Annotated in this window: 19 protein-coding genes; 13 read left to right on the top strand and 6 right to left on the bottom strand. The window is 63.2% G+C overall.

What is annotated here, in order from left to right:
- The first annotated feature begins 205 nt into the window (after positions 1-205).
- From AC3IR3_RS14410 to AC3IR3_RS14400, 3 genes are all read left to right on the top strand, one after another.
- Entirely contained in the window at positions 206-1,573 is a 1,368-nt protein-coding gene (locus AC3IR3_RS14410) for a collagen-like triple helix repeat-containing protein (RefSeq protein ID WP_489193121.1), read from the top strand.
- A gap of 77 nt (positions 1,574-1,650) precedes the next feature.
- The gene (locus tag AC3IR3_RS14405) at positions 1,651-3,321 is read left to right on the top strand and encodes a ShlB/FhaC/HecB family hemolysin secretion/activation protein (protein WP_489193120.1); all 1,671 of its coding nucleotides are present in this window, start codon (positions 1,651-1,653) and stop codon (positions 3,319-3,321) included.
- A 90-nt stretch (positions 3,322-3,411) separates the two neighbouring features.
- A complete protein-coding gene (locus AC3IR3_RS14400) occupies positions 3,412-4,518 on the top strand; it encodes a catalase family protein (protein ID WP_489193118.1) in 1,107 nt (368 codons plus the stop codon).
- A gap of 102 nt (positions 4,519-4,620) precedes the next feature.
- Here the strand turns inward: AC3IR3_RS14400 and AC3IR3_RS14395 are convergent, their stop codons facing one another.
- A complete protein-coding gene (locus AC3IR3_RS14395; protein WP_489193116.1) occupies positions 4,621-5,190 on the bottom strand; it encodes a GNAT family N-acetyltransferase in 570 nt (189 codons plus the stop codon).
- Positions 5,191-5,334: 144 nt separating this feature from the next.
- Here AC3IR3_RS14395 and AC3IR3_RS14390 point away from each other — a divergent pair, with 144 nt between their 5' ends.
- The 6 genes from AC3IR3_RS14390 (at position 5,335) to AC3IR3_RS14365 (ending at position 12,465) form a co-directional block, all read left to right on the top strand.
- Positions 5,335-5,598, top strand: a complete 264-nt coding sequence (locus AC3IR3_RS14390; protein ID WP_489193114.1) for a GIY-YIG nuclease family protein — start codon at positions 5,335-5,337, stop codon at positions 5,596-5,598.
- A 29-nt stretch (positions 5,599-5,627) separates the two neighbouring features.
- On the top strand, positions 5,628-6,494 hold the full coding sequence (locus AC3IR3_RS14385; RefSeq protein WP_489193112.1) for a 2OG-Fe(II) oxygenase: 867 nt from the start codon (positions 5,628-5,630) through the stop codon (positions 6,492-6,494).
- 188 nt (positions 6,495-6,682) lie between these two features.
- A complete protein-coding gene (locus tag AC3IR3_RS14380; RefSeq protein WP_489193110.1) occupies positions 6,683-8,227 on the top strand; it encodes a hypothetical protein in 1,545 nt (514 codons plus the stop codon).
- 97 nt (positions 8,228-8,324) lie between these two features.
- Positions 8,325-9,236: a 2OG-Fe(II) oxygenase gene (locus AC3IR3_RS14375; protein WP_489193108.1), complete on the top strand. Its 912-nt coding sequence runs from the start codon at positions 8,325-8,327 to the stop codon at positions 9,234-9,236.
- Between the two features lie 89 nt (positions 9,237-9,325).
- Positions 9,326-11,557, top strand: a complete 2,232-nt coding sequence (locus AC3IR3_RS14370) for a M1 family metallopeptidase (RefSeq protein ID WP_489193106.1) — start codon at positions 9,326-9,328, stop codon at positions 11,555-11,557.
- The gene (locus AC3IR3_RS14365) at positions 11,554-12,465 is read left to right on the top strand and encodes a hypothetical protein (RefSeq protein WP_489193104.1); all 912 of its coding nucleotides are present in this window, start codon (positions 11,554-11,556) and stop codon (positions 12,463-12,465) included. The genes AC3IR3_RS14370 and AC3IR3_RS14365 overlap by 4 nt, the downstream gene beginning before the upstream one ends.
- 37 nt (positions 12,466-12,502) lie before the next feature.
- Here the strand turns inward: AC3IR3_RS14365 and AC3IR3_RS14360 are convergent, their stop codons facing one another.
- The 3 genes from AC3IR3_RS14360 to AC3IR3_RS14350 all read right to left on the bottom strand — a co-directional run bounded on the left by AC3IR3_RS14360 (position 12,503) and on the right by AC3IR3_RS14350 (position 13,964).
- Positions 12,503-13,042, bottom strand: a complete 540-nt coding sequence (locus AC3IR3_RS14360) for a GNAT family N-acetyltransferase (RefSeq protein WP_132143862.1) — start codon at positions 13,040-13,042, stop codon at positions 12,503-12,505.
- Between the two features lie 22 nt (positions 13,043-13,064).
- A complete protein-coding gene (locus tag AC3IR3_RS14355; protein WP_489193102.1) occupies positions 13,065-13,526 on the bottom strand; it encodes an SET domain-containing protein-lysine N-methyltransferase in 462 nt (153 codons plus the stop codon).
- A 114-nt stretch (positions 13,527-13,640) separates the two neighbouring features.
- Entirely contained in the window at positions 13,641-13,964 is a 324-nt protein-coding gene (locus tag AC3IR3_RS14350; protein ID WP_489193100.1) for a ComEA family DNA-binding protein, read from the bottom strand.
- Between the two features lie 196 nt (positions 13,965-14,160).
- Here AC3IR3_RS14350 and AC3IR3_RS14345 point away from each other — a divergent pair, with 196 nt between their 5' ends.
- The 4 genes from AC3IR3_RS14345 to AC3IR3_RS14330 all read left to right on the top strand — a co-directional run bounded on the left by AC3IR3_RS14345 (position 14,161) and on the right by AC3IR3_RS14330 (position 18,347).
- Complete coding sequence (locus AC3IR3_RS14345; RefSeq protein WP_489193098.1) at positions 14,161-15,603, top strand: M20 family metallopeptidase; 1,443 nt, start codon at positions 14,161-14,163, stop codon at positions 15,601-15,603.
- The gene (locus AC3IR3_RS14340) at positions 15,600-16,286 is read left to right on the top strand and encodes a YggS family pyridoxal phosphate-dependent enzyme (RefSeq protein ID WP_489193096.1); all 687 of its coding nucleotides are present in this window, start codon (positions 15,600-15,602) and stop codon (positions 16,284-16,286) included. Before AC3IR3_RS14345 ends, AC3IR3_RS14340 begins: the two co-directional genes overlap by 4 nt.
- A gap of 235 nt (positions 16,287-16,521) precedes the next feature.
- Positions 16,522-17,217 (top strand): C40 family peptidase, encoded by a 696-nt coding sequence (locus AC3IR3_RS14335; protein WP_489193094.1) that lies wholly within the window; start codon positions 16,522-16,524, stop codon positions 17,215-17,217.
- A 311-nt stretch (positions 17,218-17,528) separates the two neighbouring features.
- Positions 17,529-18,347 carry a pseudouridine synthase gene (locus tag AC3IR3_RS14330; protein WP_489193092.1) on the top strand — a complete coding sequence of 273 codons (819 nt, stop codon included), beginning with the start codon at positions 17,529-17,531 and terminating at the stop codon, positions 18,345-18,347.
- On the opposite strand, the gene kbl is transcribed toward AC3IR3_RS14330, so the two are convergent.
- Positions 18,307-19,506 carry a glycine C-acetyltransferase gene (gene kbl / locus AC3IR3_RS14325; RefSeq protein ID WP_132143520.1) on the bottom strand — a complete coding sequence of 400 codons (1,200 nt, stop codon included), beginning with the start codon at positions 19,504-19,506 and terminating at the stop codon, positions 18,307-18,309. The genes AC3IR3_RS14330 and kbl overlap by 41 nt on opposite strands.
- Before the next feature lie 53 nt (positions 19,507-19,559).
- Positions 19,560-23,168 carry a DUF748 domain-containing protein gene (locus AC3IR3_RS14320; RefSeq protein ID WP_489193090.1) on the bottom strand — a complete coding sequence of 1,203 codons (3,609 nt, stop codon included), beginning with the start codon at positions 23,166-23,168 and terminating at the stop codon, positions 19,560-19,562.
- Between the last annotated feature and the right edge of the window lie 29 nt (positions 23,169-23,197).

The raw sequence follows: 23,197 nt of genomic DNA, 5'->3' as shown, positions 1-23,197 counted from the left end.
GGCGTACTCATAAGCCATCGCACGGTTTGTTCCGTAAAACCCTCGCCGACGCTGGCGAAGGGCTCGGGTGCCGCTCTCGTTGCGGGGAGCATTGCTGGAACGCGAAAGCGTTCGGGGAGTGAATGTGATGGCTATGACACAGGGGAAGGCGGGCCCGCTAACTCGCACATTGCTGGCAAGTTGCATACTTGCCGCGACGCTCTCGATGGCTGCATGCAGCGGCTCGGGATCGGTTAAATCTCACACTGGTACTGGCGCGGCGGTGACGCCGAGCGGCGGAACCGGCGACGGTTCGGGTGGTTCGGGAAGCGGTTCCGGATCGGGATCAGGGTCGGGTTCCGGCTCTGGCTCCGGCGATGGTTCCGGCTCTGGCGGTAGCGGTAGCGGCGGAACTGGCGGAACTGGCGGCGGCACCGGCGGCACAGGTGGCGGCACGGGCGGTGGTACTGGTGGCACCGGCGGTGGTACCGGCGGCGGTACGGGTACGGGAGCGACCGGCCCATCCAATGCGGTCGGTGCGATCGCGACGGGTGCCGGCAATATCGTCTCGTCGATCGGCGGAGCGGTTTCCGGTGTCGGTGCGCAGATTCCCGCCATCACCGCACTCGGCGGCAATGCCGCCGCGGCAACGGCCCTGGGCGGCGTGGTCGACAATCTCGGGAACGCGGTTTCCGCGCTCGGCAACGGCGTGAGCGGCGGTCTCGGGCAGACCGGCAATATCGCCAATCCGGTCGGCACGACCGTGGGCAGTGTCGGTGGCGTCGTGGGCTATACCGGCGCGGCAGTGAACGATCTGGGACAGGTAGTCACCAGCGCGGGCGCGGGTACGCCGATCACTCCGATCACATCGGTCCTGGGCACCACCGTGTCCAATGTGGGCACGGGCGTCCAGACTCTCGGCACGGGGCTTACCGGTGCGTTGGGGTCGGGCGGTACAGCGCAGCTCACCCAGGCGCTGAGTAACGTTGTTACGCCGATTGCGACCAGCCTCGGCAGCAGCACGGCGCCGGGTACTTCCACGAACCTCGTGGCGTCGGTATCGACGGCCGCCGGCAATACGACGGCGGGTGCCGGCCTGGGGGTGGCAAGTCTCGGTGCGGCCATTGCGGCGGCTCCCGTTTCCGGCCCCGGTGGACAGCTGACCCAGACCCTGGGCAGTACGGTGCAAGGCCTCGGTACATCGGTCGACGTACTCGGAACGGGCGTCACGGCCGGTATTGGCCATGCGGGAACCAGCACGAACCCGGTGGGTACGACCCTGGCCGGTGCAGGTGCCGCGGTATCGGGCATCGGCAACACCGTTACGGGGGTAGGCAGCACGGGTGCGCTCGCGCCGCTCAATCCGGTAACCAGTGCGTTGGGTTCGACGGTCGCGGCGGTCGGTGCCGGCGTAGGTGCTGCCACCAATGGCGGACCTCTGACACCGGTAACCCAGATCCTCAACAACACCGTCAACGGACTGGCCGGTGCGGTGGGTGGAGGTGCGGGGGCGCCGGGATCGGCTCTCGATCTGGGCGATGTGCTGGGCGGTCTTAAGGGTGGAATCCTCGGCAAGCGGGGTGCCTCGCACTGAGGCGTTGAGCGATCAACCGGACGGAGACGCCGCCTGGCGTCTCCGTTTCGAGGAAGTTTTCCTCCAAGGGAGACCAGATGAACCGTTGGCTCGGCTGCTTCGTCGGCATGACCGTCGTATGTTCCACGCAAGCCCAGGTAAGACCTCCCGCCAACCCCCTCCAGACGCTGCCCCAGACCGAAGCGCCGAAACAGGCGCCTGCGGTCAGTGTCAACGTGCAGCAGCAACGAAACCCCGCTCTCGATGCCTTGCTGGCGACGCGAATTACGCCGTCCCGGTTCGACGTATCGGGTGTGCATGCGCTGCCGTTCGATTCGGTGGCTTCGTTGTTCCGGCCGCTACAGGGACACGACGTGTCCGTCGGCGACATCATCGCGATGGCCGACAAGGTTACCGCTATGTACAAGGCCGATGGCTATGCGCTGTCGTTTGCCTTCGTGCCGAACCAGGATTTCAAGGACGGTGTGGTTAGCGTCGTTGTCGTCGAGGGCTACGTGGCCGAGGTCGCGGTACGCGGCGACACGGGAACGCTGGATAAGCGGATCCGCGGTATAGCCGCCCATATGGTTGGCGAACGGCCGCTGCGACAGGCGACCTTCGAGCGCTATATACAGGTGTTAGGACAACTTCCCGGCGTGAAGATCGCGGCGGGCGTGCCGCCTCCCACGACGACCGACGGTGCGACCCGGCTCGATCTCGACGTGACGCGCCAGCGTTTCAACGCGACGGCGGGACTGGATATGAACCATCCCGGTACACAGGGCGTGATCACGGGTATCGAGAACGCCGCGACACCGTTGGGCGAGCAGTTGAGTGTGTCGACGTTATACCCCAATGGCGGCGGCCAACGCTTCTATTCCGCCGCTTGGGCGCAACCGTTCGGTTCGCGCGGCTGGCAGGGGAAGGTCGACGCGTCCAACTTTCGTGGCGACCCGGATACGAACAATCAGCTGCCTGCGTATCTGAACCATCGGCTTGCACAGGATCGTCTGGCGCTGTCGGTCAGCTATCCCATCATCCTTTCGAATACGCGCAGTCTCCTGGCCAGCGGCGGGATCTATTCGTCGGAACAGGATGATAACTATCGCAATACCGTCAATGGCGCGACGCTGTCTCTTCAGTCCCATGTCCGCGTACTCAATGCAGACCTTGCGTATATCGCGCAGGAAGGCCGTCGCACGCGGCAGTTCAGTATCGGCATCGCTCACGGCATCGATGCGATGGGCGCCTATTCGCGGGCGACAACGAATATTCCCGGCGCGGAGACGATCGCCGTACCCGACGTCGCGTTTACGCGACTGAATATCAGCATGGCGCAGACCAACGAATGGTCGCATCACATCGGCACGGTGTTCAGCGCCACGGGTCAGTACAGCAACGACAACCTGCCTTCGACCGAGCAGATCAACTTCGGCGGTCCGCGCTATGCGTACGCGTACGATCCCGGTGACGCGGCAGGGGATAGCGGCTGGGCGGCGGCGCTGGAGATCAACCGGCGCTTCGTTTCGTCGACGCGCTGGGTAAAGACGCTGGTGCCTTACGTGGTGGGTCAGGTTGCTCGAGTCTATCTCAACACCGGTACGCCACTGGTCAAACGACTGGATTCCGTGGCGTTGGGCCTGCGCGTATCCGACGGAAAGCACTATACGGTCGATCTTGCGATTGCCCAGCCCGTGGGCGACCGGCCGCCCGAGAACCATGGGCGGAATACACGCGTGAATCTGACGTTCTCCTACCGGCTGAAATAGGCCGGTAGGGCGGGCAAGGCCGGGAGCGGACATGGTCTTCACGGGGGTCGTTACATCATCGGCAGGTCATGTACCCGCCGGAGCGACGTCATGCCTCTGTCATTGCACCCCGGACCGATCCTCTTCGACGAATCGCTCGAACAGATCGAGCCCGACGAAACGGAAACCGCGCAGTCGCTGATCGATACGCTGACCGGCATCAACGAAACGACGCTGAAGCACGAAGGACATGCGAATCGTTCGGTACATGCCAAGAGCCACGGCTTACTGCTCGGCGAACTGCATGTGCCGGACGATTTGCCACGCGAACTCGCGCAGGGACTTTTCGCGAAGCCGGGTGTTTATCCGCTGGTGATGCGTCTGTCGACGGTGCCCGGCGACATTCTCGACGACAGTGTGTCTACGCCGCGCGGTATGGCGATCAAGGTGATCGGAGCCGAGGGTGCGCGACTGCCGGGTTGCGAAGGAGACACGACACAGGATTTCGTCCTGGTGAATGGCCCCGCTTTCCCGGCGCCGAATGCGAAGAAATTCCTCGGTGCGTTGAAACTCGTCGCCGCGACCACCGACAAGGCCGAGGCTGCGAAGAAGGCGTTGTCCGCCGTTCTGCGCGGCGCGGAGAAACTCATCGAAGCTTTTGGAGGCAAAAGCTCGACACTGCTGGCACTGGGCGGCCAGCCGGAAACCCATATTCTTGGCGAAACCTTTTTCAGTCAGGTGCCCATTCGTTACGGCGACTATGTGGTGAAGTTCTCCGTGGCTCCCGCGTCCCCGAACCTCGTGAAACTGACCGATGCGCCGCTCGATCTCGGCGATAAACCGAATGGCATTCGCGACGCGGTCGTCGAACACTTCACGAGGGAAGGAGGGGAATGGGAGGTGCGGGTGCAGTTCTGTACCGATCTGGAAAGCATGCCGATCGAGGATGCTTCCGTATCCTGGCCGCAGGAAAAAAGTCCTTACATCGAAGTGGCGCGCATCGTCGCGCCTTCGCAGCCTGCCTGGAACGAAGCGCGTCGCACCGCGATCGACGATGGTCTGTCGTTCAATCCATGGCATGCGCTTTCGGCGCATCGACCGCTGGGCTCGGTGATGCGCGCGCGTCGTGTGGCATATAAAGCGATGTCGCGGTTTCGCGCCGAACACAATGGCACGCGCATTCGCGAGCCGCGGAGTATCGACGACTTGCATCTGTAACCCGGGCAATCCTCTGGCGTTCGCCCGCACAGACCCCAGGTCTGATGCGGGAGAGCGCTTGCGGGCTTGTGCCAGGCAAAAGATCGATGACGGTGCGATAGCCTACGAAGCGGAGATGCGTGAAGAAGCCCCGAGCCGATGGAATATCAACGTAGCGTGTTCGGCATACGTCGTCGTCGCCACATCGGCGAATCCGTGCCGTGTCGCCAGCCGGATCGATGCGAGATTTTCGGGAGAGATCATGCAGCCTGTCGTGCCACCCGGCCATTGCCTGTCTGCCCATGCGAGCGCCGCCGTCGCGGCTTCGTTGGCGTATCCCTTGCCCTGCATGGTGGGCATGAGAGCCCAGCCCATTTCCGGAATGCCGGCGAATGAGGGTTCGACGATGCGTTCGTAGTTAGCGAATCCGATCTCGCCGACGAAGGCGTTCGAGGTCTTTTCGCGGACGACCCAATAGCCGAATCCAAGCGCGGCCCAGTGTCCGATATAGCGCAGCAGGCGCGACCATGCTTCTTCTCGCGTGCCCAGTCGGCCGCTGATATAGCGGAAGACCTCGGGGTCCGAGAACAGCGCGAAACTTTCCGCGAAGTCGGGCAGCGCGTGGGGCTGGAGTATCAGCCTCGCCGTTTCGATCCGCGATGCCTGTGTCGAATGAGGGGCTGTTGCGATCACGCGAGTGCCATCCATACCGTTTGTCAGCACGCATCTGGCGCCAGGGCGCCGCCGCGTGTCAATAGCAGCGGGAACTGGGGCGGTGGCCGTTGAACGGCAGCTCGATCGGTCGTATCTTGGCACGAGTTGAATTCGGGCCGACACGTGCGGAAAGATTCCCCAGGGTGGTGCCTCTACTTGCTCGAATGCGAGAACGGGGCATATTACGCCGGCATCACGAACCAACTGGAGGCGCGTTATGCCGCGCACGTGGCGGGTAAGGGCGCGCGCTATACGCGCGCGAATCCGCCCGTGAAACTGCTGGGTTCGAAGGGCTATGCGAATCGCTCCGAAGCGTCGCGGGCCGAATGGGTCGTTAAGCAACTTCCCCGGGAAAAGAAACTCGCGTTTATGCGCGACGATGCCTGATACTGGGTTCCCCGATTACGAATACCGCGATGAACAACGGCCGGCACGTCGACGTTACCCCCGACTGGCAACGCTGGATTGTCGAAGCCATCGACGGCGGGTCTGCGCCGGCCGAACTGCTTGCCACCATGCGCGATAACGGTTTCGACGAGGGCGTCGCACGCCGCGCGATCGCCGATGTGGTCTTCGGTGGCCCGTCGCCCGATCGACCGGAAGAGCATGTCGCCGCGCGCTATCGCGAACGGGGAAGCCGGTTGCCGCCGCAGCATGTCATTCATGCGGCCGACCGCGACGTGCGCGTCCTGCTTCGCGTGGCGCGGCCGGTGATTGCGGTGCTGGACAACGTGCTCGACGCCGGAGAGTGCGCCGCGCTTTGCGCCATGGCGTCGGCACGCCTGGCCCGCTCGGCGGTCGTTGCGCCGGAGTCGGGTACGAACACGGTGATGGACATCCGTACCAGCGAAGGCGCGTATTTTCATCGCGCGGAGAACGAGCTTATCCACCGGATCGATGTGCGTGCGGCGGCCATCATGGGTCTTTCCGAAGAGCACGGGGAAGGCTTGCAGGTCATGCGTTATGGTGTGGGCGGCGAGTATGTGCCGCACTACGATTTCTTCCCGCCGAACGAAAAGGGAAGCGAGCGACACCTGCAATCCGGTGGCCAGCGCGTCTCGACGCTGATCATGTATCTGAATGACGCGGACGACGGCGGCGAAACGATCTTTCCGCATATCGACCTGCATTACGTCCCGAAGAGGGGCCAGGCCCTGTACTTCGAATACGTCGGCGCTTCCGGCGAACTCGATCCGCTTTCGCTACACGGTGGTGCTCCCGTGCGTCGCGGCGAGAAGTGGATCGTTACCAAGTGGATGCGCGAACGGGCATTCGCTGGCTGAGCCGGTTCTCTTCGTCTTCCCCTCCCGGATATCCCGTAAACGCTGACCTGTCGCCAGCGCGACGCGGCAAGTGTGCCGGCATGTCTTCGATTCGCGCCTACAACCGAAGTTGTATTGCGCCTGTCCGGGAGCGCGTGGAGAGTCGAGCGGTGTCATTCGGTGGCCCGCGTTCCTTACGGAGAGAGCTTATGAGCACTAAAGCCAATGTTGCACCTACTCTGCCGGATTTTCCTGGCGCGTCTCCAAAAATCGATTTCTATACGGATTCACGCACCGTGCTCGTCATCAGAGTGCCGGGTCTTCCGGGACCCGGAAAAATCGTCCAGGTGTTTGTCGAGGGCAGCGTCGAAATGGTGGGCTCGGAGGCTGTGTTCGTGGCCAATGCACCGGTGGACCTGACCATCGACTATGCAAAGTTAAAGACGCTCTACGATGCCGCCACGAAAGCGGATGCGTCAGTCGCTGTCTACTACAAACTGGATGGTATAAGGTCCGACACGACGGTGATTGGCCTGACGAATAGTTTTGCCAGCGTGGCTCTTCCGGAGCCGCGAGTCATGCGAGAGACGAACAACCAGGTCACCGCCGCAGTGCCAGACCTTGTGGTACGCGTGACAACCGCTGCGAAGCTGCAAGTGGGCGACATCGTCACGTTCTATTTTGCGTATGCGGCGGCGGGCCAGCCCGAGCCGTTTCCTCCGGTGACGGCGACGTTCAATCCTCCCGCGGGCAGTACCGATCAATTCCTTGAAGTGACCGTTGCCAATGGCCTCGCGAACAACGTCGGAAGGTCGCTGAAGATTTCCTACGAAATCAAGCGTGGCACCACGACGTCCCAGCGCTCGGCGATCAATGCGGTGAAAGTCGTTGCCGGGGCCGCCTCGGGAATTGTATTCGCGGGTGGGGACCATACCCTCGATCCTTATCCGTTTGCTATTGCGCTTGCCGGCCCTAACCATCCAACGCTCAAGGTCGATGAGCCCGTGCCGCCCAAGAATCCCGATCCGACGGCCTTGTATACCAACCCCATCAGTGGAGGCGCGCCGCCCTACACGTTTTCGATCGCGTCGATGGAGGCCGACGGTCATCCGGTCGCCATTCTCGCCGATCCGGCTAAAGGTACCGTTCTTGCAGCTGGGAACGGCATGGCGCGCGTCACGGCGACAGACACAAAGGGGGCATCGGCATCGTATGTGCTGACGGTCACTGGCGTTTTCGTCCTGAAGAACATTACCAAGATGATGGGAGCGAGCTACAGCAGCAACGGGCAAACCACCTTTAAGAACGCAAGGGATTTTTTTAAGCCGGGATGGCGTCTTCCCAAACTCGGCGATTACGAATATCTGTGGCGTAGTTATCTCTCCGGGCAGGACAACACCACCGACATTGCAGAAGAGCTGGGCTGGATGGGAGGGAGGATCGGGAGTGATCCGTGTTACTACTGGACGATCGATGAAGATCCAGGTGCCAGATTTCTATGCTGGTGGCTTGCATGGTGGTGGATCGCGCATCCCTCCCCGGTACCTCAGCCCGCTCCTGTTCCACCCCCGCCCCCGCCTCCGCCGGTGCCTGTGGATAAGGCATGGGTATTCGATATGAACGGAGATTTAGTGCCGAATGCGGTGGGAGCGACTGATGTCGAATATCAGCGCGCTTATCTTCCTCTGACCGAAGTGCATTACGTCGCGCATGTTTTCGATCCGCCCAACGCAGGGAAGAGATACCAACCATAGAAGTCGTCCCGGGGCGGGGAGAACCTCTGATGGGTCGAAAGCTGCGTGATCGCGGTATCTGCCTGGGGATTTGTTTGGCTTCGTGAAGGGCATTCAAATGGATCAACAGACGTTTATGAAGCGGCAGATGCATTTTGCGCGCGATTGGGCGCCCTGGCTTGCCGAAGCTGGCAAGGCAGGGCGTTCGGCCAGGGAGCTGCTCGCGGAGATGGCGCGGGAGCGCCTCGACGAGACAGCGGCTCGCGAGGTTATCGAGGAATTCTTTGCCCGGCTGACCGGCGCGCCGGCGCCGTGGCAAAGAGCCCCGCTCAAGTCGTTGGACAAAGGCCAGAGAGACGACGTCGGTGCGTTCGACATGGATTCGCGAATGCCGTGCGGGCACGTCCTCCATGCGGTGGATCGCGATGTCCGCGTTGTCGCTCGAATAAAACGTCCCATTATCGCGGTACTCGATAACGTGCTATCCGCACAGGAGTGCGACCGCATGCGATCCATGGGGCGACCGAAACTTTCTCGCTCGAAGGTCATGAATACGCAAACCGGCGCCGATATGGTGATGGACATTCGCACCAGCGACGGTTGCTATTTCGAGCGTGACGGGAACGAGCTTATCCGTCGTATCGAGGCGCGCGCTTCGGCGATCATGGGGATGCCTCCGGAACACGGCGAACCGCTTCAGCTGGTGCGCTATCGCGAGGGGGGCGAGTACGTGCCCCATTGCGATTTCTTCGCGCTGGGCTGCCCGGGAAGCGACGTACACCTGGCCACCGGTGGCCAGCGTGTCTCGACGTTGATCATGTATCTGTGCGATGTGCAGTCGGGGGGCGAGACCGTGTTTCCGGAGATCGGGTTTTCTTACGTGCCCCGAAAGGGGCAGGCGCTGTACTTCGAATACACCGATACGACCGGTGCCTCCGACCCACTTTCGCTGCATGCGGGAGCGCCGTTGGGCAGCGGTGAGAAATGGATATTGACGAAGTGGATGCGCGAGCGAGCGAGCGTCTACTGAGGACGGCTCGCCATCCATGACCTCTGGCCTATATCGACGGCCCGCGTCACAGCGCAATCTCAAGGATTACAGGGGCGGGAAGGCTATCCATGCAGCGCATGGCACGACGGATCACGGGTTGTTTCGTAGCGGGGGCGCTTGCGCTGTCGCCATTGGGGATGGCACAGACGGCGACGACGTTGCCGGCAGGCGCTTCCACGGTCGCGGTGGCCATGCCGGCTCCTGTGCCTGGGGATATTCCCTTCGCATCCCCGCATGCCGCCGCAGTGCGCGTGCCCAGTGCGGCGACCGCGTGGGGCGGTCCACGTACCGGACAGGAATCGACGTTATCCGACCGGGTCGTGTCGTATCGCATCCAGGCGAAACTCGATCCCGATAAACATGCGATCGATGGCCAGCAGCAGCTGACCTGGCGCAATCGTAGCGACCGTCCGGTATCGACGGTGTACCTGCATCTGTATCTCAATGCTTTCGAAAGCGAAGGCAGCACGTTCTTTACCGAGCGCCGCACGCTCGCCGCCCATGGCGGCGGACGCGGTCTGGCGGAGGTAAAGAAGGGCGAATGGGGCTATATCGATCTGGGCAAGGTCGAACAGGATGGTGCGGCGCTGAAATGGTCGTTCGTTCATCCCGACGGCGGCCCGACGACCGATCACACCGTGGTCCGGGTGGAACTTGCCGCACCTGTTCCGGCCGGCGGCAGCGTCACGCTGGATATGGCCTTCCATAGCCAGTTGCCTCGCGTCATCGAACGCACAGGCTATTTCGGTAAATTCAATCTCGTTGCCCAGTGGTTCCCGAAGATCGGCGTTCTCGAACTACCCGGCGAACGGGGTGCGACCGCTCCGCGCTGGAACGTCCACGAGTTCCATTTCCTCAGCGAGTTCTTCGCCGACTTCGGCGAATACGACGTGCACGTCACCGCACCGAAGGACTATGTGGTCGGTGCCGTCGGCGAACAGCAGGGCGAACCGGTCGCCGATGGCAATAACCTGGTCTGGCACTTCACGCAGGGCGATGTACACGATTTCGCCTGGGTCGCCGCGCAGGGTTACAAGACCATGGATACGACCTGGCAGGGCCCAGGCAGCCCGGAGGTCAAGGTTCGGGTGATCTATCCGCCGGAATACACGTCGAACGCGAAGCCGGTGATGAAAGCCTCGACGGATTCGCTGACCTATTTTTCGCAGACGCTCGGACCCTATCCGTATAAGACGGTGACGGCGGTCATTCCACCGCTGAACGCGAGCGAAGCCGGCGGCATGGAGTATCCGACGTTCTTCACCGCCGACAGTTACGACTCGGTAAAGCCCGGTACGCTCAACGAGTACATGCTCGATTTCGTGACGATCCATGAGTTCGGTCACGGCTATTTTTACGGTTTGCTTGCAACGAACGAATTCGAAGAGCCCATGCTCGACGAAGGCCTCAACGAATACTGGGACGAGCGCATGCTGCGCGAGCGTGGACAGAAAGTCTGGCTCACGACACCGTTTTATCGCTGGTTCGGCGTCGAGGCGCCGATGTCGGTATTTGCGCTGGAGCGCCTGACCGCAACGCTGACCCGCCCGGCCGATCCGCTTGGGCAGAATTCCTGGGATCGTCTTTCCACGTCCGCTTACGGCACGGTGTATTCGCGAACCGCGACGGCGATGCACGATCTCGAGGAGCGTCTTGGTAAGGACGTGACCGAGCGCGCCTTCAAGCAGTACTACGCGACCTGGCACTTCCGCCATCCTTCCGCCGCCGATCTTCAGGCGACGCTGATCGACGTATCGGGTAACCGGCGTGCCGTCGATCAGATCTTCGAACAATACGTGTATGGCACGGACACGGTCGATAACGAGATCAAGGAGCTGGTAAGCGAGGAAGTGCTGCCTTTGCCGGGCGCGTCGATGGTGGATGACAAGCGCACCGAAATCAGCACCGACGATAACGACAAGCGAATCGACGAAAAGCGGGCGGCGTGGAAGAAGGCGCATCCCGATGCGAAGGAAGACACTGGCCCGTTCCCCTATCGGACGACCGTTACCGTGTGGCGGAACGGCGCGCAGGTGCCAGAAACGCTGCGCGTGACCTTTGCGGACGGCTCCGTGGAAAACCTGACCTGGGACGACGATCGTCGCTGGGCACGTTTCGAATTCGTCAAACCGGCAAAGGCCGTATCGGCCGAGCTCGATCCGGACCGGAAGATTTATCTGGACGCGAACAAGCTCAACGATAGCCGCACCCTGAAGTCCAACCACAATGCGTCGCGCCGCTGGGCCAGCGACATCGCTGCTTTGCTGCAAGGCTTTTACGCGCTCCTGGGAACGCTATGAACGGATATACGCGACGTTCCGCATTCGCTGCATTCGGCAGCGCCCTGACTGCCGGGCTGCAATGGCGGTTGTTGATCTGCTGGGTGCTGATCACGTTGCTACCGACGCTGGTAGTGGCGCTGCCCGTCTGGCACGTATTCGATTCGCTGCTGGCTCAATCGGTGCACGCCGATACATGGGCGCAGCACTTCGATGGATTGATGTTTCGCGACGTCATGTCGGAAGCCCAGCGCGGTTCGGCCCTGAATGGCGCCTTCGTCGCGGGCCTGTTGCTCACTGTATTTCTGTCGCCGTTTCTTACCGGCATGGTGATCGCCAGTGGCAGGGCGGGGCGTTCGCTCGGTTTCGGTGGCCTGATGCAAGGCGGCGGCGCGGAATACGGCCGCATGTTCCGGCTGTTGCTCATTTCGCTCGTGCCTTATGGCCTGTTCGGATTCCTGGCGCAGACGGCGTTGAATATGGGCGATACGCACGCCGACGCGGCACGGCTTCCCAGCGAGGCCGACCTCGGCACGAACCTGGCGTTGGGCGCGGCGATCCTGTGCTTCGTACTGGCGCAGTCGATCGTGGAGTCGGCGCGCGCGCAGTTCATGGTCGACCTGGGACTGCGTTCGGCCCTGCGTGCGCTGGGGCGTGGATTCATGCAGTTCCTGCGGCGCCCGTTTACGACGTTGGGGCTTTATCTCGCGATCACCGTCATTGGCTATGCGCTTGCCACTGCGATCGCCAGCTGGCGCGGGCATACGACGGCGGCAGGCGTTGGCGGATTCGTCGCGGCATTCGCGATTACGCAGCTGGGCGTGATGGTCGTGGCATGGATGCGGACGGCGCGTCTGTATGCGCTGGCGGGCGTGGCGCAACCAACGAATGCGCGTCGTCGCAGGACGGATTTCGCGCCGGCGCTTTAAGGTATCTTTACGTTTCGGAGCGCGCCTGCAGCGGGGCTTAGCCCGCTGCGCGGCGGCTTTCGCGGTGGGGCGGGTAGTACGCGAACAGGTGGGTCGCGCCGCCCAGGAAATCGATGTTGTCGATGTGCTCGCCGCCCAGTCGTTCGGCGACGTGATCCGATGCTTCGTTGCCGATGCGCACCAGACTGATGACGCGCTGCGCGCGCAGCTCGTTCCACGCGAAGGCAAGAATCGCTTCGCCGGCTTCGGTGGCGTAACCGTGATGGCGATGCTCGGGCTTGAGCATCCAGCCCAGTTCCAGATCGGGCCAGCCTTCGGGATGCATGAGACCGGCGCGGCCGATGAACTGGCCGGTGTCCTTCAGTTCGATGGCCCACATGCCGCAGCCGCGCAAGGCCCAGTGGCCGAGCAGCATCGCCATCGAACGCCAGGCGTTCATGCGATCCAGCGGCTGACCGTCACCGATCCAGCGCGTGCTGTCGGCGTCGGCGAGCATGCTCGCGTATTCGTCGAAGTGGCGTTCGGTGAGAGCGGTGAGGCGCAGGCGCGCCGTTTCCAGAACAGGGATGTCGAGCATTGCCATCAGATTGACCAGTGAGTCAGCCGAGCAGACGAGCCAGGGCGTGGGTAGACGCCGCGAGGCTCTCCTGCCAGGACAAGCCGATTATTTTCTCACCACTTTGGCTGTCGATAAAGCTTTCTTCTTCGCCCGGAGGCAGCAGATGGCGATAATCGACTGTAATTTCAGTGCCTTCGGGTAAGTCCCTGAGAGCGAATATAAATCCCAGATGCCACAGTCCGGTCGGGTCGAAGCTGTGATTCACATAGCATTCGTCCGGCCAGTCCGGCGAAACGGTGTAGCGATCCTCGAACCAGCGGGCGCTGGCGAACAGCTGGTCGGCCAGTTCCGGTCGCGTCGAAAGTTCGGCCCAGGGGTAGGTACGGTCGATGGCGTCCGGCGCTGTGACGATGCGTCCGGCGGCCACGGTTTCTTCCATGAAAAGCCCCTTGCCCGCGCCCGGAATGCTGGACGCGGCGATGCGATAACGCGGCAGGATCATGGTGCGGTACGGCTCCCTGGGGCCGGACTGGGCTCGGGCGCGGAATCGCGCGGGTAGCCGTCGGCAAGGTGCGCGGAGTGTAGCGCAGCTTGCCGACGGCGGCGGTATGCCCCCTTAGTGCTCGGTGTCTGCTGCCGCGGTGCGCTTGCCGGGTTTGGCCCGGGCTGCCGGTTTGGAGCTGTCGCCAAGGCGGATCGCATCGCGGTTGCGGCTGACGAGCGATGCGCCGATGCCCTTGACCATGGTCAGCTGATCGGCGGATTCGAATGCGCCATTGGCTTCGCGCCAGGCAACGATGGCTTCGGCCTTGCTGAGGCCGACGCCATCCAGCGACTGTGCCAGGGTGGCGGCATCCGCCGTGTTGATGTTGACCGGGCTCGACGCGAACGCGGGAGCGGCGAGGAAAAGTGCAGCGAGCATGATGGACAGACGGTTCAAGATGTCCTCCTTGGACGGAGCGCCGGATGGCGCCGAAGCACTCTGCGTCGCACGCTTCGCCGGGCCAATCGGCCCGGGCGTCGGCGCTGCCCCGGCCTGCATCCCGTCTTTGCCGGGCACTGTGCCGACGGCACTGCGGGCGGCGCCGTCGGGGTGGCTGGTACACTACCTTTTTGCCTCGCCGAGTAACGCCCGCATGGACACTTCCCTCATTTCGTCCTTTGTCAGCGGCCTTTGGGACGCCGAAATCGTTCCCCAGCTGGTCGAATACATCCGTATCCCGAACAAGTCGCCGATGTTCGACGCGAAGTGGGCCGAACACGGCTACATGGACCAGGCCGTCGCGCTGATGGAAACCTGGGCGCGCGGCAAGCTCGCCGCATTCCCCGGCTCCACGCTCGAGGTGGTGCGGCTCGAGGGCCGTACGCCGCTTATCTATATCGATATCCCGGCCCAGGGCGCCGCTGCCGGCGCCACGGACGAAACGGTCGTGCTTTACGGCCATCTCGACAAGCAGCCGGAAATGACGGGTTGGGCCGATGACCTCGGTCCGTGGACGCCGGTCATCAAGGGCGACAAGCTTTACGGTCGCGGCGGCGCGGACGACGGGTACGCGATCTTCGGTTCGCTCGCCGCGCTGCTCGCGCTGCGGGATCAGAACGTTCCGCACGCGCGTTGCGTGATCATGATCGAGGCCTGCGAGGAATCGGGCAGCTACGATCTGCCGTACTACGTGGATCACCTCGCCAGCCGCATTGGCAATCCCGCACTCGTCGTGTGCCTCGACTCCGGTTGCGGCAACTACGACCAGCTGTGGCTGACCACGTCGCTGCGCGGCATGACCGGCGGCAATCTCACCGTGCAGGTGCTGGAAGAGGGCGTCCATTCGGGCGACGCTTCGGGTGTCGTGCCGTCGAGCTTCCGCATTCTTCGCGATCTGCTCAGCCGTCTGGAAGATCCCGAAACCGGCAAGATCAAGCCGAAAGAACTGTACGTGGACATTCCGGCGCAGCGTGTCGAGCAGGCGCGTCGTTCGGCCGAGGTGCTTGGCACGGCGGTTTACGACAAGTTCCCGTTCGTGGAGGGCATGAAGCCGGTGACCGACGACCTGACGGAGCTGGTGCTCAACCGCACATGGCGCCCGCAGCTCGCCGTGACGGGCGTCGGCGGCATGCCGGCGCTGGACAGCGCGGGTAACGTCCTGCGTCCGAAGACCTCGGTGAAGCTGAGCCTGCGGGTTCCGCCGACCCTGAGTGGCGCGAAGGCCGGCCAGTTCGTTAAACAGCTGCTGGAAAGCGATCCGCCGTACGGCGCGAAGGTCACGTTCGATCTGGAGAAGGACGGCAGCGGCTGGAGCGCGCCACAGCTTTCGCCGTGGCTGGAAGACGCCGTGGCCGAAGCATCGAAGCATTACTTCGGCGCGCCGGCGGCCTATATGGGCGAGGGTGGCAGCATCCCGTTCATGGGCATGCTCGGCGAGAAATTCCCGCAGGCGCAGTTCCTGATTACGGGCGTGCTCGGTCCGCACTCGAACGCGCATGGTCCCAACGAGTTCCTGCACATTCCCACGGGCAAACGCGTGAGCATGGTGGTGGCCGACGTCGTCGCCCGCCACTTCGCCCACGTATCGGGCGCATGACCGGCGCGCTGGCCGCGCGCTGGCAGGCCGTTCGCGAGCGCGTGGCGCAAGCGTGCGTACAGGCCGGGCGTGCGGTCGACGACGTGAGGATCCTGCCGGTCAGCAAAACGTTCGGTGTCGACGTCGTCGAGGAAGCCGTTTCGCTCGGCCTGCATCGGTTCGGCGAGAACAAGGTGCAGGAGATCGTGGCGAAAGCCATGCCTCTTGCCGGTGCCGGTATCGACTGGGTGATGATCGGGCACCTGCAGACCAATAAGGCGCGCGATGTCGCGCGCGTGGCAGCCGAGGTGCAGTCGCTCGATCGCCCCGAACTGGCGGCTGCGCTCGACCGCTACCTCCAGGCGGAGGGCAGGGCGATGGATTGCCTGATCCAGGTGAAGACGTCGCCCGAGCCCAGCAAATATGGCCTGGCCGTCGAAGACCTCCCGGGATTCCTGCGCTCCATGAGCGCCTATTCCAGTCTGTGCGTGCGCGGACTGATGACCCTCGCCATCGCATCGGATAACGAAGCGGACGTACGCGCCTGCTTCCGCACGCTGGCGGAATGCCGCGAACGGGCCCGGGACGACGGTTTCGCCATGGACCGGCTGTCCATGGGAATGAGCGGGGACTTCGGTCTGGCCATTGCCGAGGGAGCCACCGAGGTGCGTATCGGCAGCGCCATTTTCGGTTCGCGCGGCTGATGCCCAATGAGTTCACGAATGTGAGGACGGAGGGTTAAGAAGGTCGGGGCCAGCCGTTCAGACTCGCACCCCTTCGATCGATGGTTCTTGCGAATTATCTGAATATTTCCTAGATCGGCCCCTTTTTAACTTTATGCCAACAACTGCGGGGGAGTCCTTTGCTAACTTCACCGCTCGTTCACGGTCGTCAGCATGGCAGGCGGCTCAACTCACCGAAAGAAAGGCCTTATCGCTCATGCATTTAAAGCGACTGACCGCTCTCGCGTTAGCCCTTACATGTGCCGCCGCCGTTACACCGGTTCTTGCCGAAAACGTTACGCCGCCGGCTGGTCTTAGCGAGTCCGCCTCGTTGCTTCTGACCGATCTGCCTGTTTTCGCGCCAGCTACCGCACTTGCCCAGTCCACGGTTCCCGACCTCGCCGCGATCACGAAGCCCGCCGCCGCCCAGGCTGCCGTGGCCAAGACCGACGATGAAGGCGACGACGGCGACGAGAGCCTGGTTGCGGACGCGACCGACAAGCTTGCCGGTCATGTCGATGGCGATGCCCGTAACGTCCTCATGGCTTTCGCCATGAAGCTTCGCGATATTCGTTACCGCCGTGGCGGCAGTCAGCCGTCGACGGGTTTCGACTGCAGCGGCTTCGTCCGCTACGTGTTCCGCCACAGCATCGGTCTGGACCTGCCGTCCAATTCGGCCAGCCAGTTCCTCGCCGGCCTGAAGGTCAAGCGCAACGATATGAAGATGGGCGACCTGGTCTTCTTCCGCACCCGCGGCAAGGCCGTCTCGCACGTCGGTATCTACATCGACAACGGCCAGTTCATCCACTCGCCCTCGGCGGGTAAGACGGTCCGCGTCGACAGCCTCAACGAGGCATACTGGGCCAAGCACTTCGTCGGTGCGAAGCGTCCGGAAGGCATCGCGCGGATTTAAGGTTTTATCGAACGCACTTAACGGTCCTCCTTCAACGTATTTTCCGAAACGGCGTGCCTCGGCCCGCCGTTTTTTTGGCTTGTAGCCGCTGGCGATATGCCGTGCCATCTGTGTTCTCCGTTGTTCTTTGTGGGAGCGCGCTTGCGCGCGAAAGCCAACGGAGCGAAGAAGGCTCGATGCTCACATCGCGAGCCCGCAGATCTGGCCACGGATGCCACGTACGGCATCTATGCTCCGTAGGCTTTCGCACGCAGGCGCGCTCCCACAGAGAGCAATTCCCACGGAAAGCGTCGGTCCGCTACCCTTTAGCGATGATCCACAAGCCTTCCCGCCCCCGGAAAACCACGCCTACCTTCGGGCTGGCGCGCGTATTGTCCAAACGCGGCATCTGCTCCCGCAGCCAGGCTGAGCGGCTGGCGCGCGAAGGGCGCGTTACGGTGAACGGTCGCGTCGTGCTCGATCCGGAGTTTCCGATCGCCGGTCCCGAGCGCATCGAAGTGGATGGCGGTGGCGCCGAGGCAGTGGCGCAGGTCTACATCATGATGAACAAGCCACGCGGGCTGGTTACCACCGCGGCGGACGAGCGCGGCCGGGATACGGTTTACACCGCGCTAGCCGAGGCCGGCCTGCCATGGCTGGGTCCGGTGGGGCGTCTGGACAAGGCCAGCGAAGGCCTCCTGCTGCTCACCAATGACACCGTGTGGGCCGCGGGCATCACCGAGCCTGTCACGCACGTGGACAAGACCTATCACGTCCAGGTGGCCGGTACGCCCGACGAGGCGACACTGGCCGCCATGCGCGAAGGCGTGCGCGACGGCGACGACTTCCTGCGTGCGCGCCACGCCTCGCTGTTACGTCAGGGCGAGCGCAATGCCTGGCTGGAGGTCACGCTGGATGAAGGGCGCAACCGCCATATCCGCCGCCTGCTGGCGGCGCTGGGTTTCGATGTGGTGCGACTGGTGCGCGTCGCCATCGGTTCGTTGACGCTGGGCGAGCTGCCCAAGGGGCAGTGGCGGCATCTGAGTTCCGCGGAAGTGGACGCCCTGCGCGCGACGCCCATGTCCGGGCGCGGTGCGCAGGGCGTGAGCGTCAGGCCGGCAGGACGCCCAGGCGCTTGGCCACGCGGGTGAATGCGTCGATGGCGTGGTCCAGGTGTTCGCGCGTGTGCGCTGCGCTCATCTGCGTGCGGATGCGTGCCTTGCCCTGCGGCACCACGGGGAAGAAGAAGCCCGTGACATAGATGCCTTCGTCCAGCAGGGCCGATGCCATGGCCTGGGCCTGTTTCGCGTCGTAGATCATCACCGGCACGATGGGGTGCTGGCCCGGACGGATGTCGAAACCGGCTTCGGTCATCTTTTCACGGAAGTACCGCGTGTTTTCCTTGACCTTGTCGCGCAGGTCGCCGGCGGCGGCCAGCATGTCGAAAACCTTGATGCCGGCGGCGACGACGTGCGGCGGCAGCGAGTTCGAGAAGAGATACGGACGCGAACGCTGGCGCAGCATCTCGATCACTTCCCTGCGGCCGGTGGTGAAACCGCCCAGCGCGCCGCCGAGTGCCTTGCCGAGCGTGCCGGTAAATATGTCGATCTTGTTCAGGACGCCGTGTACTTCGGCCGAGCCGCGGCCCGTGTCGCCGAGGAAGCCAGTGCAGTGGCATTCGTCGATGTGGACGAGCGCGCCGTATTTTTCGGCCAGGGCGGTGATTTCGGCGAGCGGAGCGACGAAGCCGTCCATGGAGAACGCGCCGTCGGTGGTGATCAGCTTGGTGCGCGCACCGGCGGCGTCGGCGGCCTTCAGCTGTTCCTCGAGATCGGCCATGTCGCAGTTGCCGTAGCGAAAGCGTTTGGCTTTGCACAGGCGGATGCCGTCGATGATCGATGCGTGGTTGAGCGCATCGGAAATGATGGCGTCTTCTTCGCCTAGCAGCGGCTCGAAGAGGCCGCCGTTCGCGTCGAAGCAGGCGGCATAGAGGATGGTGTCCTCGGTGCCGAAGAATTCGGCGATCTTCGCTTCCAGTTGCTTGTGCAGATCCTGCGTACCGCAGATGAAGCGCACACTGGCCATGCCGAAGCCGTGGGTATCGAGCGCGTCCTTGGCCGCCTGGATCACATCGGGATGATCGGCCAGGCCGAGGTAATTGTTGGCGCAGAAGTTCAGCACCTTGCGGCCGTCTTCAAGCACGATCTCGGCCGACTGCGGCGAGGTGATGATGCGTTCGCTCTTGAACAGACCCTGTTCGCGGATCGATTCGAGTTCGCTGGCGAAGCGGGACTGGCCGGGGTAGCTCATGGGGAGTTTCCTTAACGGGAAACGCCGATTATGAGCCCCCCGGCCGATTGGCTCTAGTGCAGGCCGAAATCCACGCGTGTGGTCTTGCCCTCGTCGTCGATGCCCTTTGCGTCGAGCTTGGGCGCGAGGACGAAGATACGTTTGTCGTCGACCTTGCCGCGCAGCCACTGGCGCACTGCGGTGGCCCGCCGTTCGGCGAGGTGGCGCAATGCATCCTGATCGACCGGCATGTTCGTTTCGAGCATGCTTTTCATTTCGTCCGGCGGCACGGATTTGGCCAGGCCCACGAAGTTGCGCGGCTTCGGGAATTTCGTGTGCTTGTAGGCTTTTTCCAGGTACTTGTCGTATTCGGCGGGGTCGACTTTTACCGCGGTGGGGTCGGCGTCTTTGCTGTCGCCCTCGTCGTCCATCTTTTCCCTGACGACGAGGTCCTGGACCATCACCTGGCGCAAGCCGCTCTCGTCTTTCGCCGGGTCGATGCGCCCGATGATGTCCAGATTCAGCGATTGCTTGTCGTTGAGTACCTTGGCGATATCGGTCAGGCGCGACTGCGCCTCCGTGTCGAGTACGGCCGAGCCGGGCGCGAAGGCCACATAGCCAAGATCCTTATTGCTGCCGCCCGCCGAGGCGAGCAGACGGAACGGCGAGGTGACCGCGCGCATGATCAGGTTGCCGATGGCGCGCCAGATCAGACCGCCCATGCTGAATTGCGGGTCGTCCAGCGAACCGGATACCGGTACGTGGACGTCGATCTGCCCCTGCGAATTCTTCAGCAGCGCAACCGCCAGCTTGACCGGCAGATGGCTGATGCCGGGGCCTTCCAGGCGATCGCCGAAGGTCAGCTGGTCGATGAAGATGTGGTTGTCCGCGGTGAGCTTGCCCTGGTCGAGCAGGTAATGGACGTCGGCGGTAAGGCGGCCTTTGGTGATCGGATAACCGGCGTACTTGCCGGAGTAAGGCGACAGATGCGTGAGTTCCACGCCATCGGCTTTGGCCTTCACATCGAGAAACGCGACGGGGGCCAGTGGATTCATCGTGCCGTCGATCGTCACCGGTGCGTTGTCGTCGAGCTGGCCTTGCAGGGTGAGATCGGCCGGCGGGCCGCCGCCCGCCGTACCGAACGCGCCGATCTTGCCGGTGAGCTGCGTCACATTCGCCGTGTAGTTGGGCTTGATGAAGTTGTCGGTGTAATTGAGCTGGCCGCGGGTCAGGGTGATCTGGCCGATCTGGATTTCGGGCTTGGGACCGGTATCCACGGGTGGCGCGGGCGGTGCAGGTGCGGATGCGGGCGTAGCCGGCTTCGGTGTGCTGCCGTCCTGCGTGCGGGTGACCGAAACCGGCGCTTGGGCCTGGTTCGCCACCACGTCCTGTAGGTTCATGCGTCCGTTGGCGTTGACGATCACGCGTGCATAGAAATCGTCCAGCGCAAGTCCGCCCACCGATACGTGTGGGGCGCCTTCGCCCATACGTAGTTCGGTGCCGCTCGCCGACAACGAGGTCCAGTGCAGGAAGTCGTCGCCGCTGACCTTGTCCTGCACGCGCACACGGCCCAGCGTGGCCTGACCGCGGTAGTCGATGTGGGCCGGCGCGCTGCCACGATCCGTGTAGCGGAGTCGTCCGTTCAACGCCAACTGCGCGCTGACGATATGTACGTTCAGGGGAACCGTGATCAGGGGCACCAGCGGCACCAGATCCAGCCGGCTTGCCTTGATCTTCAGATCGGCAGTCATCGGCTCGGGACGCACCGTACCCGTGACCGCGAAAGCGCCACCCTTGCCGAGGCTGCCATTGAGATCGAGCTTCAACGGTTTGCGCATGTCGTCGGACAGGTCGTCGATACCGAACTTGTCGGCCGTCAGCTTCACCGGGTTTGGCCTGCCTTCGACACTGGTGTCGAGGAAGGTCGCGGCGCCGTCGTCGAGGCCCAGATGCGCCACGCTCCAGCGGAAGGCGGGGGTAGCCGGTGCCCCCTTGACGGGCGGCAGCATCAGGCCGGTCAGGTCGATCGTGCCGTTGCGCAGGCGCTTAACGTCCAGTTTCAGCCCGCTGAGCGTGAGGTTGTTCAGATGCGCTTCGCTGCCAGCCATGTCGTAGCTGACGATTTCGGCCTTCAACGTCTTCCACGCAACGGGCGTGGCCTTACCACCACGCGATGCCAGTGCGAAGTCGGCGAGGCTGACCGTCGCCGGTTCCAGATGCACGTTGAGCGTCGGGCTCCAGGTTGCCTGCATCTGTCCTTCCGCGTCGATGGTGCCGCCGGAGACATCGGCGTTCATCATCGGCGGCGCGAGCGACACCAGCGGTGACAGCGCGACCTTCTTCAGGCCGATCCTGCCGGTGTAGCTGCTCTTTGCGAGGTCGAGCTTGCCGCTGGCGGCAAGGCTGCCACCGGAAAGTCCGGCGGTCAGATCCACGCTGCCCGCCGGGCCCGCGACAGTGGAGAGGTTGCGCAGATTGCCGTGGATATCGTCCAGCGACAATCTGGCCGGGTTCTTGCCGCTGAGGTCCTGGTAGTCGATGCGAGAACCCTGCAGGGTCACCGCGTCGATATGCACCTGGGTTGCCGGTTCCCCGGGTTTGGCCGGTGCGCCGCCGGTCAGTGCGTCGAAGTTGCTATGTCCGCCGGCCATGCGCGTGTAATGCAGGGTCGCGCGCTGCAGGTCGATCGCACCGAAGTGATGGCGTGAGATCAGCGGTTCGACCTGGGTCAGTGCGATCGTGCCGTGACCCAGTTCCAGCAGGGGCGCATCCTTGCCCGCGGTGACGACGAAGTCGTCCATCGTCAGCGTGCCGGTCAGTTGCATCTGCGGCGCTGGCTTGCTCATCAGGAAATGCAGTTCGAGGTCGCCGGAAAGCAGACCGCGCTTTACCGCCACCGGCATCGCGAACGGCGCATAGGTGAGGTAGCGCGGCAGGTCGAGTTTGTCGAATTTGAAATGCGTCGCCGAATCGCGTACCTCGGCGAACGGTTTCGCCTTGCTTTCGATACGGATGGGGCTGCCATCGACACGCATCGACAGCAAGGGCTGGACGAAGATGTCGGTGTCGCTTGGCAGGTTGGCGATAAAAGGAACGCCGAGCTCCAACTGGTCCACGCGATGGTCGACGCCGTGCACGGCATCCTTGAACTGGATGTCGCCGTTATGGATGCTGATGTTCGAAAGCGCGTAGCGGGTCGGCGGCTCGTCCGGCGCCGCAGGGCGGGTCATGAAGCGTTCGACGAGATCGTAGAAGTTGTATTTCTGGTCGGCGGTGCGGACCAGGTGCAGTTGCGGATGCTGCAGCGAGAGTTCGTCCAGGATCGGCGCGCGGCGGAACAGCGAGGACCAGGATGCGTTGACGACAACCTTGTCGACGTCGACGAAGAGCGTTTTGCCGTCGCGCTCGCCGATATGCAGCTGATCGAGTTCGACGCGCAGCGTAAAGGGATTGATATGGACGCCACCCAGCGTCACAGGTCGTTGCAACGCGGCGCTTGCGCGCGTCTCGAGTTGGCTCTTCAGCAAGGGCGGTGCCGCGAAGAAGCCAAGCAGGCCGAACAATACGATGATCGCCAGCAGGATCAGGAGGGTTTTGCGCAGGCGATGCGACTTATAGAGGATGCGGGCGCGTTCGCGCCCCGCAGCCAACCGTGATCCCTTTGGAAGACTGCTCTCGGCCATGCGGATGATGCTCCGGAAAGGTCCGCGAG

The organism is Luteibacter sp. GL_149 (assembly GCF_057834065.1).
The sequence above is the reverse complement of the archived record's forward strand: the minus strand, read 5'-3'. Positions and strand labels throughout refer to the sequence as shown.

Coding starts and splice junctions, on each gene's coding strand:
- AC3IR3_RS14410 (WP_489193121.1), top strand. CDS start 206: ATGGCTGCATGCAGCGGCTCGGGATCGGTTAAATCTCACACTGGTACT.
- AC3IR3_RS14405 (WP_489193120.1), top strand. CDS start 1,651: ATGAACCGTTGGCTCGGCTGCTTCGTCGGCATGACCGTCGTATGTTCC.
- AC3IR3_RS14400 (WP_489193118.1), top strand. CDS start 3,412: ATGCCTCTGTCATTGCACCCCGGACCGATCCTCTTCGACGAATCGCTC.
- AC3IR3_RS14385 (WP_489193112.1), top strand. CDS start 5,628: ATGAACAACGGCCGGCACGTCGACGTTACCCCCGACTGGCAACGCTGG.
- AC3IR3_RS14380 (WP_489193110.1), top strand. CDS start 6,683: ATGAGCACTAAAGCCAATGTTGCACCTACTCTGCCGGATTTTCCTGGC.
- AC3IR3_RS14375 (WP_489193108.1), top strand. CDS start 8,325: ATGGATCAACAGACGTTTATGAAGCGGCAGATGCATTTTGCGCGCGAT.
- AC3IR3_RS14370 (WP_489193106.1), top strand. CDS start 9,326: ATGCAGCGCATGGCACGACGGATCACGGGTTGTTTCGTAGCGGGGGCG.
- AC3IR3_RS14365 (WP_489193104.1), top strand. CDS start 11,554: ATGAACGGATATACGCGACGTTCCGCATTCGCTGCATTCGGCAGCGCC.
- AC3IR3_RS14360 (WP_132143862.1), bottom strand. CDS start 13,042: ATGCTCGACATCCCTGTTCTGGAAACGGCGCGCCTGCGCCTCACCGCT.
- AC3IR3_RS14355 (WP_489193102.1), bottom strand. CDS start 13,526: ATGATCCTGCCGCGTTATCGCATCGCCGCGTCCAGCATTCCGGGCGCG.
- AC3IR3_RS14345 (WP_489193098.1), top strand. CDS start 14,161: ATGGACACTTCCCTCATTTCGTCCTTTGTCAGCGGCCTTTGGGACGCC.
- AC3IR3_RS14340 (WP_489193096.1), top strand. CDS start 15,600: ATGACCGGCGCGCTGGCCGCGCGCTGGCAGGCCGTTCGCGAGCGCGTG.
- AC3IR3_RS14335 (WP_489193094.1), top strand. CDS start 16,522: ATGCATTTAAAGCGACTGACCGCTCTCGCGTTAGCCCTTACATGTGCC.
- AC3IR3_RS14330 (WP_489193092.1), top strand. CDS start 17,529: ATGATCCACAAGCCTTCCCGCCCCCGGAAAACCACGCCTACCTTCGGG.
- kbl (WP_132143520.1), bottom strand. CDS start 19,506: ATGAGCTACCCCGGCCAGTCCCGCTTCGCCAGCGAACTCGAATCGATC.
- AC3IR3_RS14320 (WP_489193090.1), bottom strand. CDS start 23,168: ATGGCCGAGAGCAGTCTTCCAAAGGGATCACGGTTGGCTGCGGGGCGC.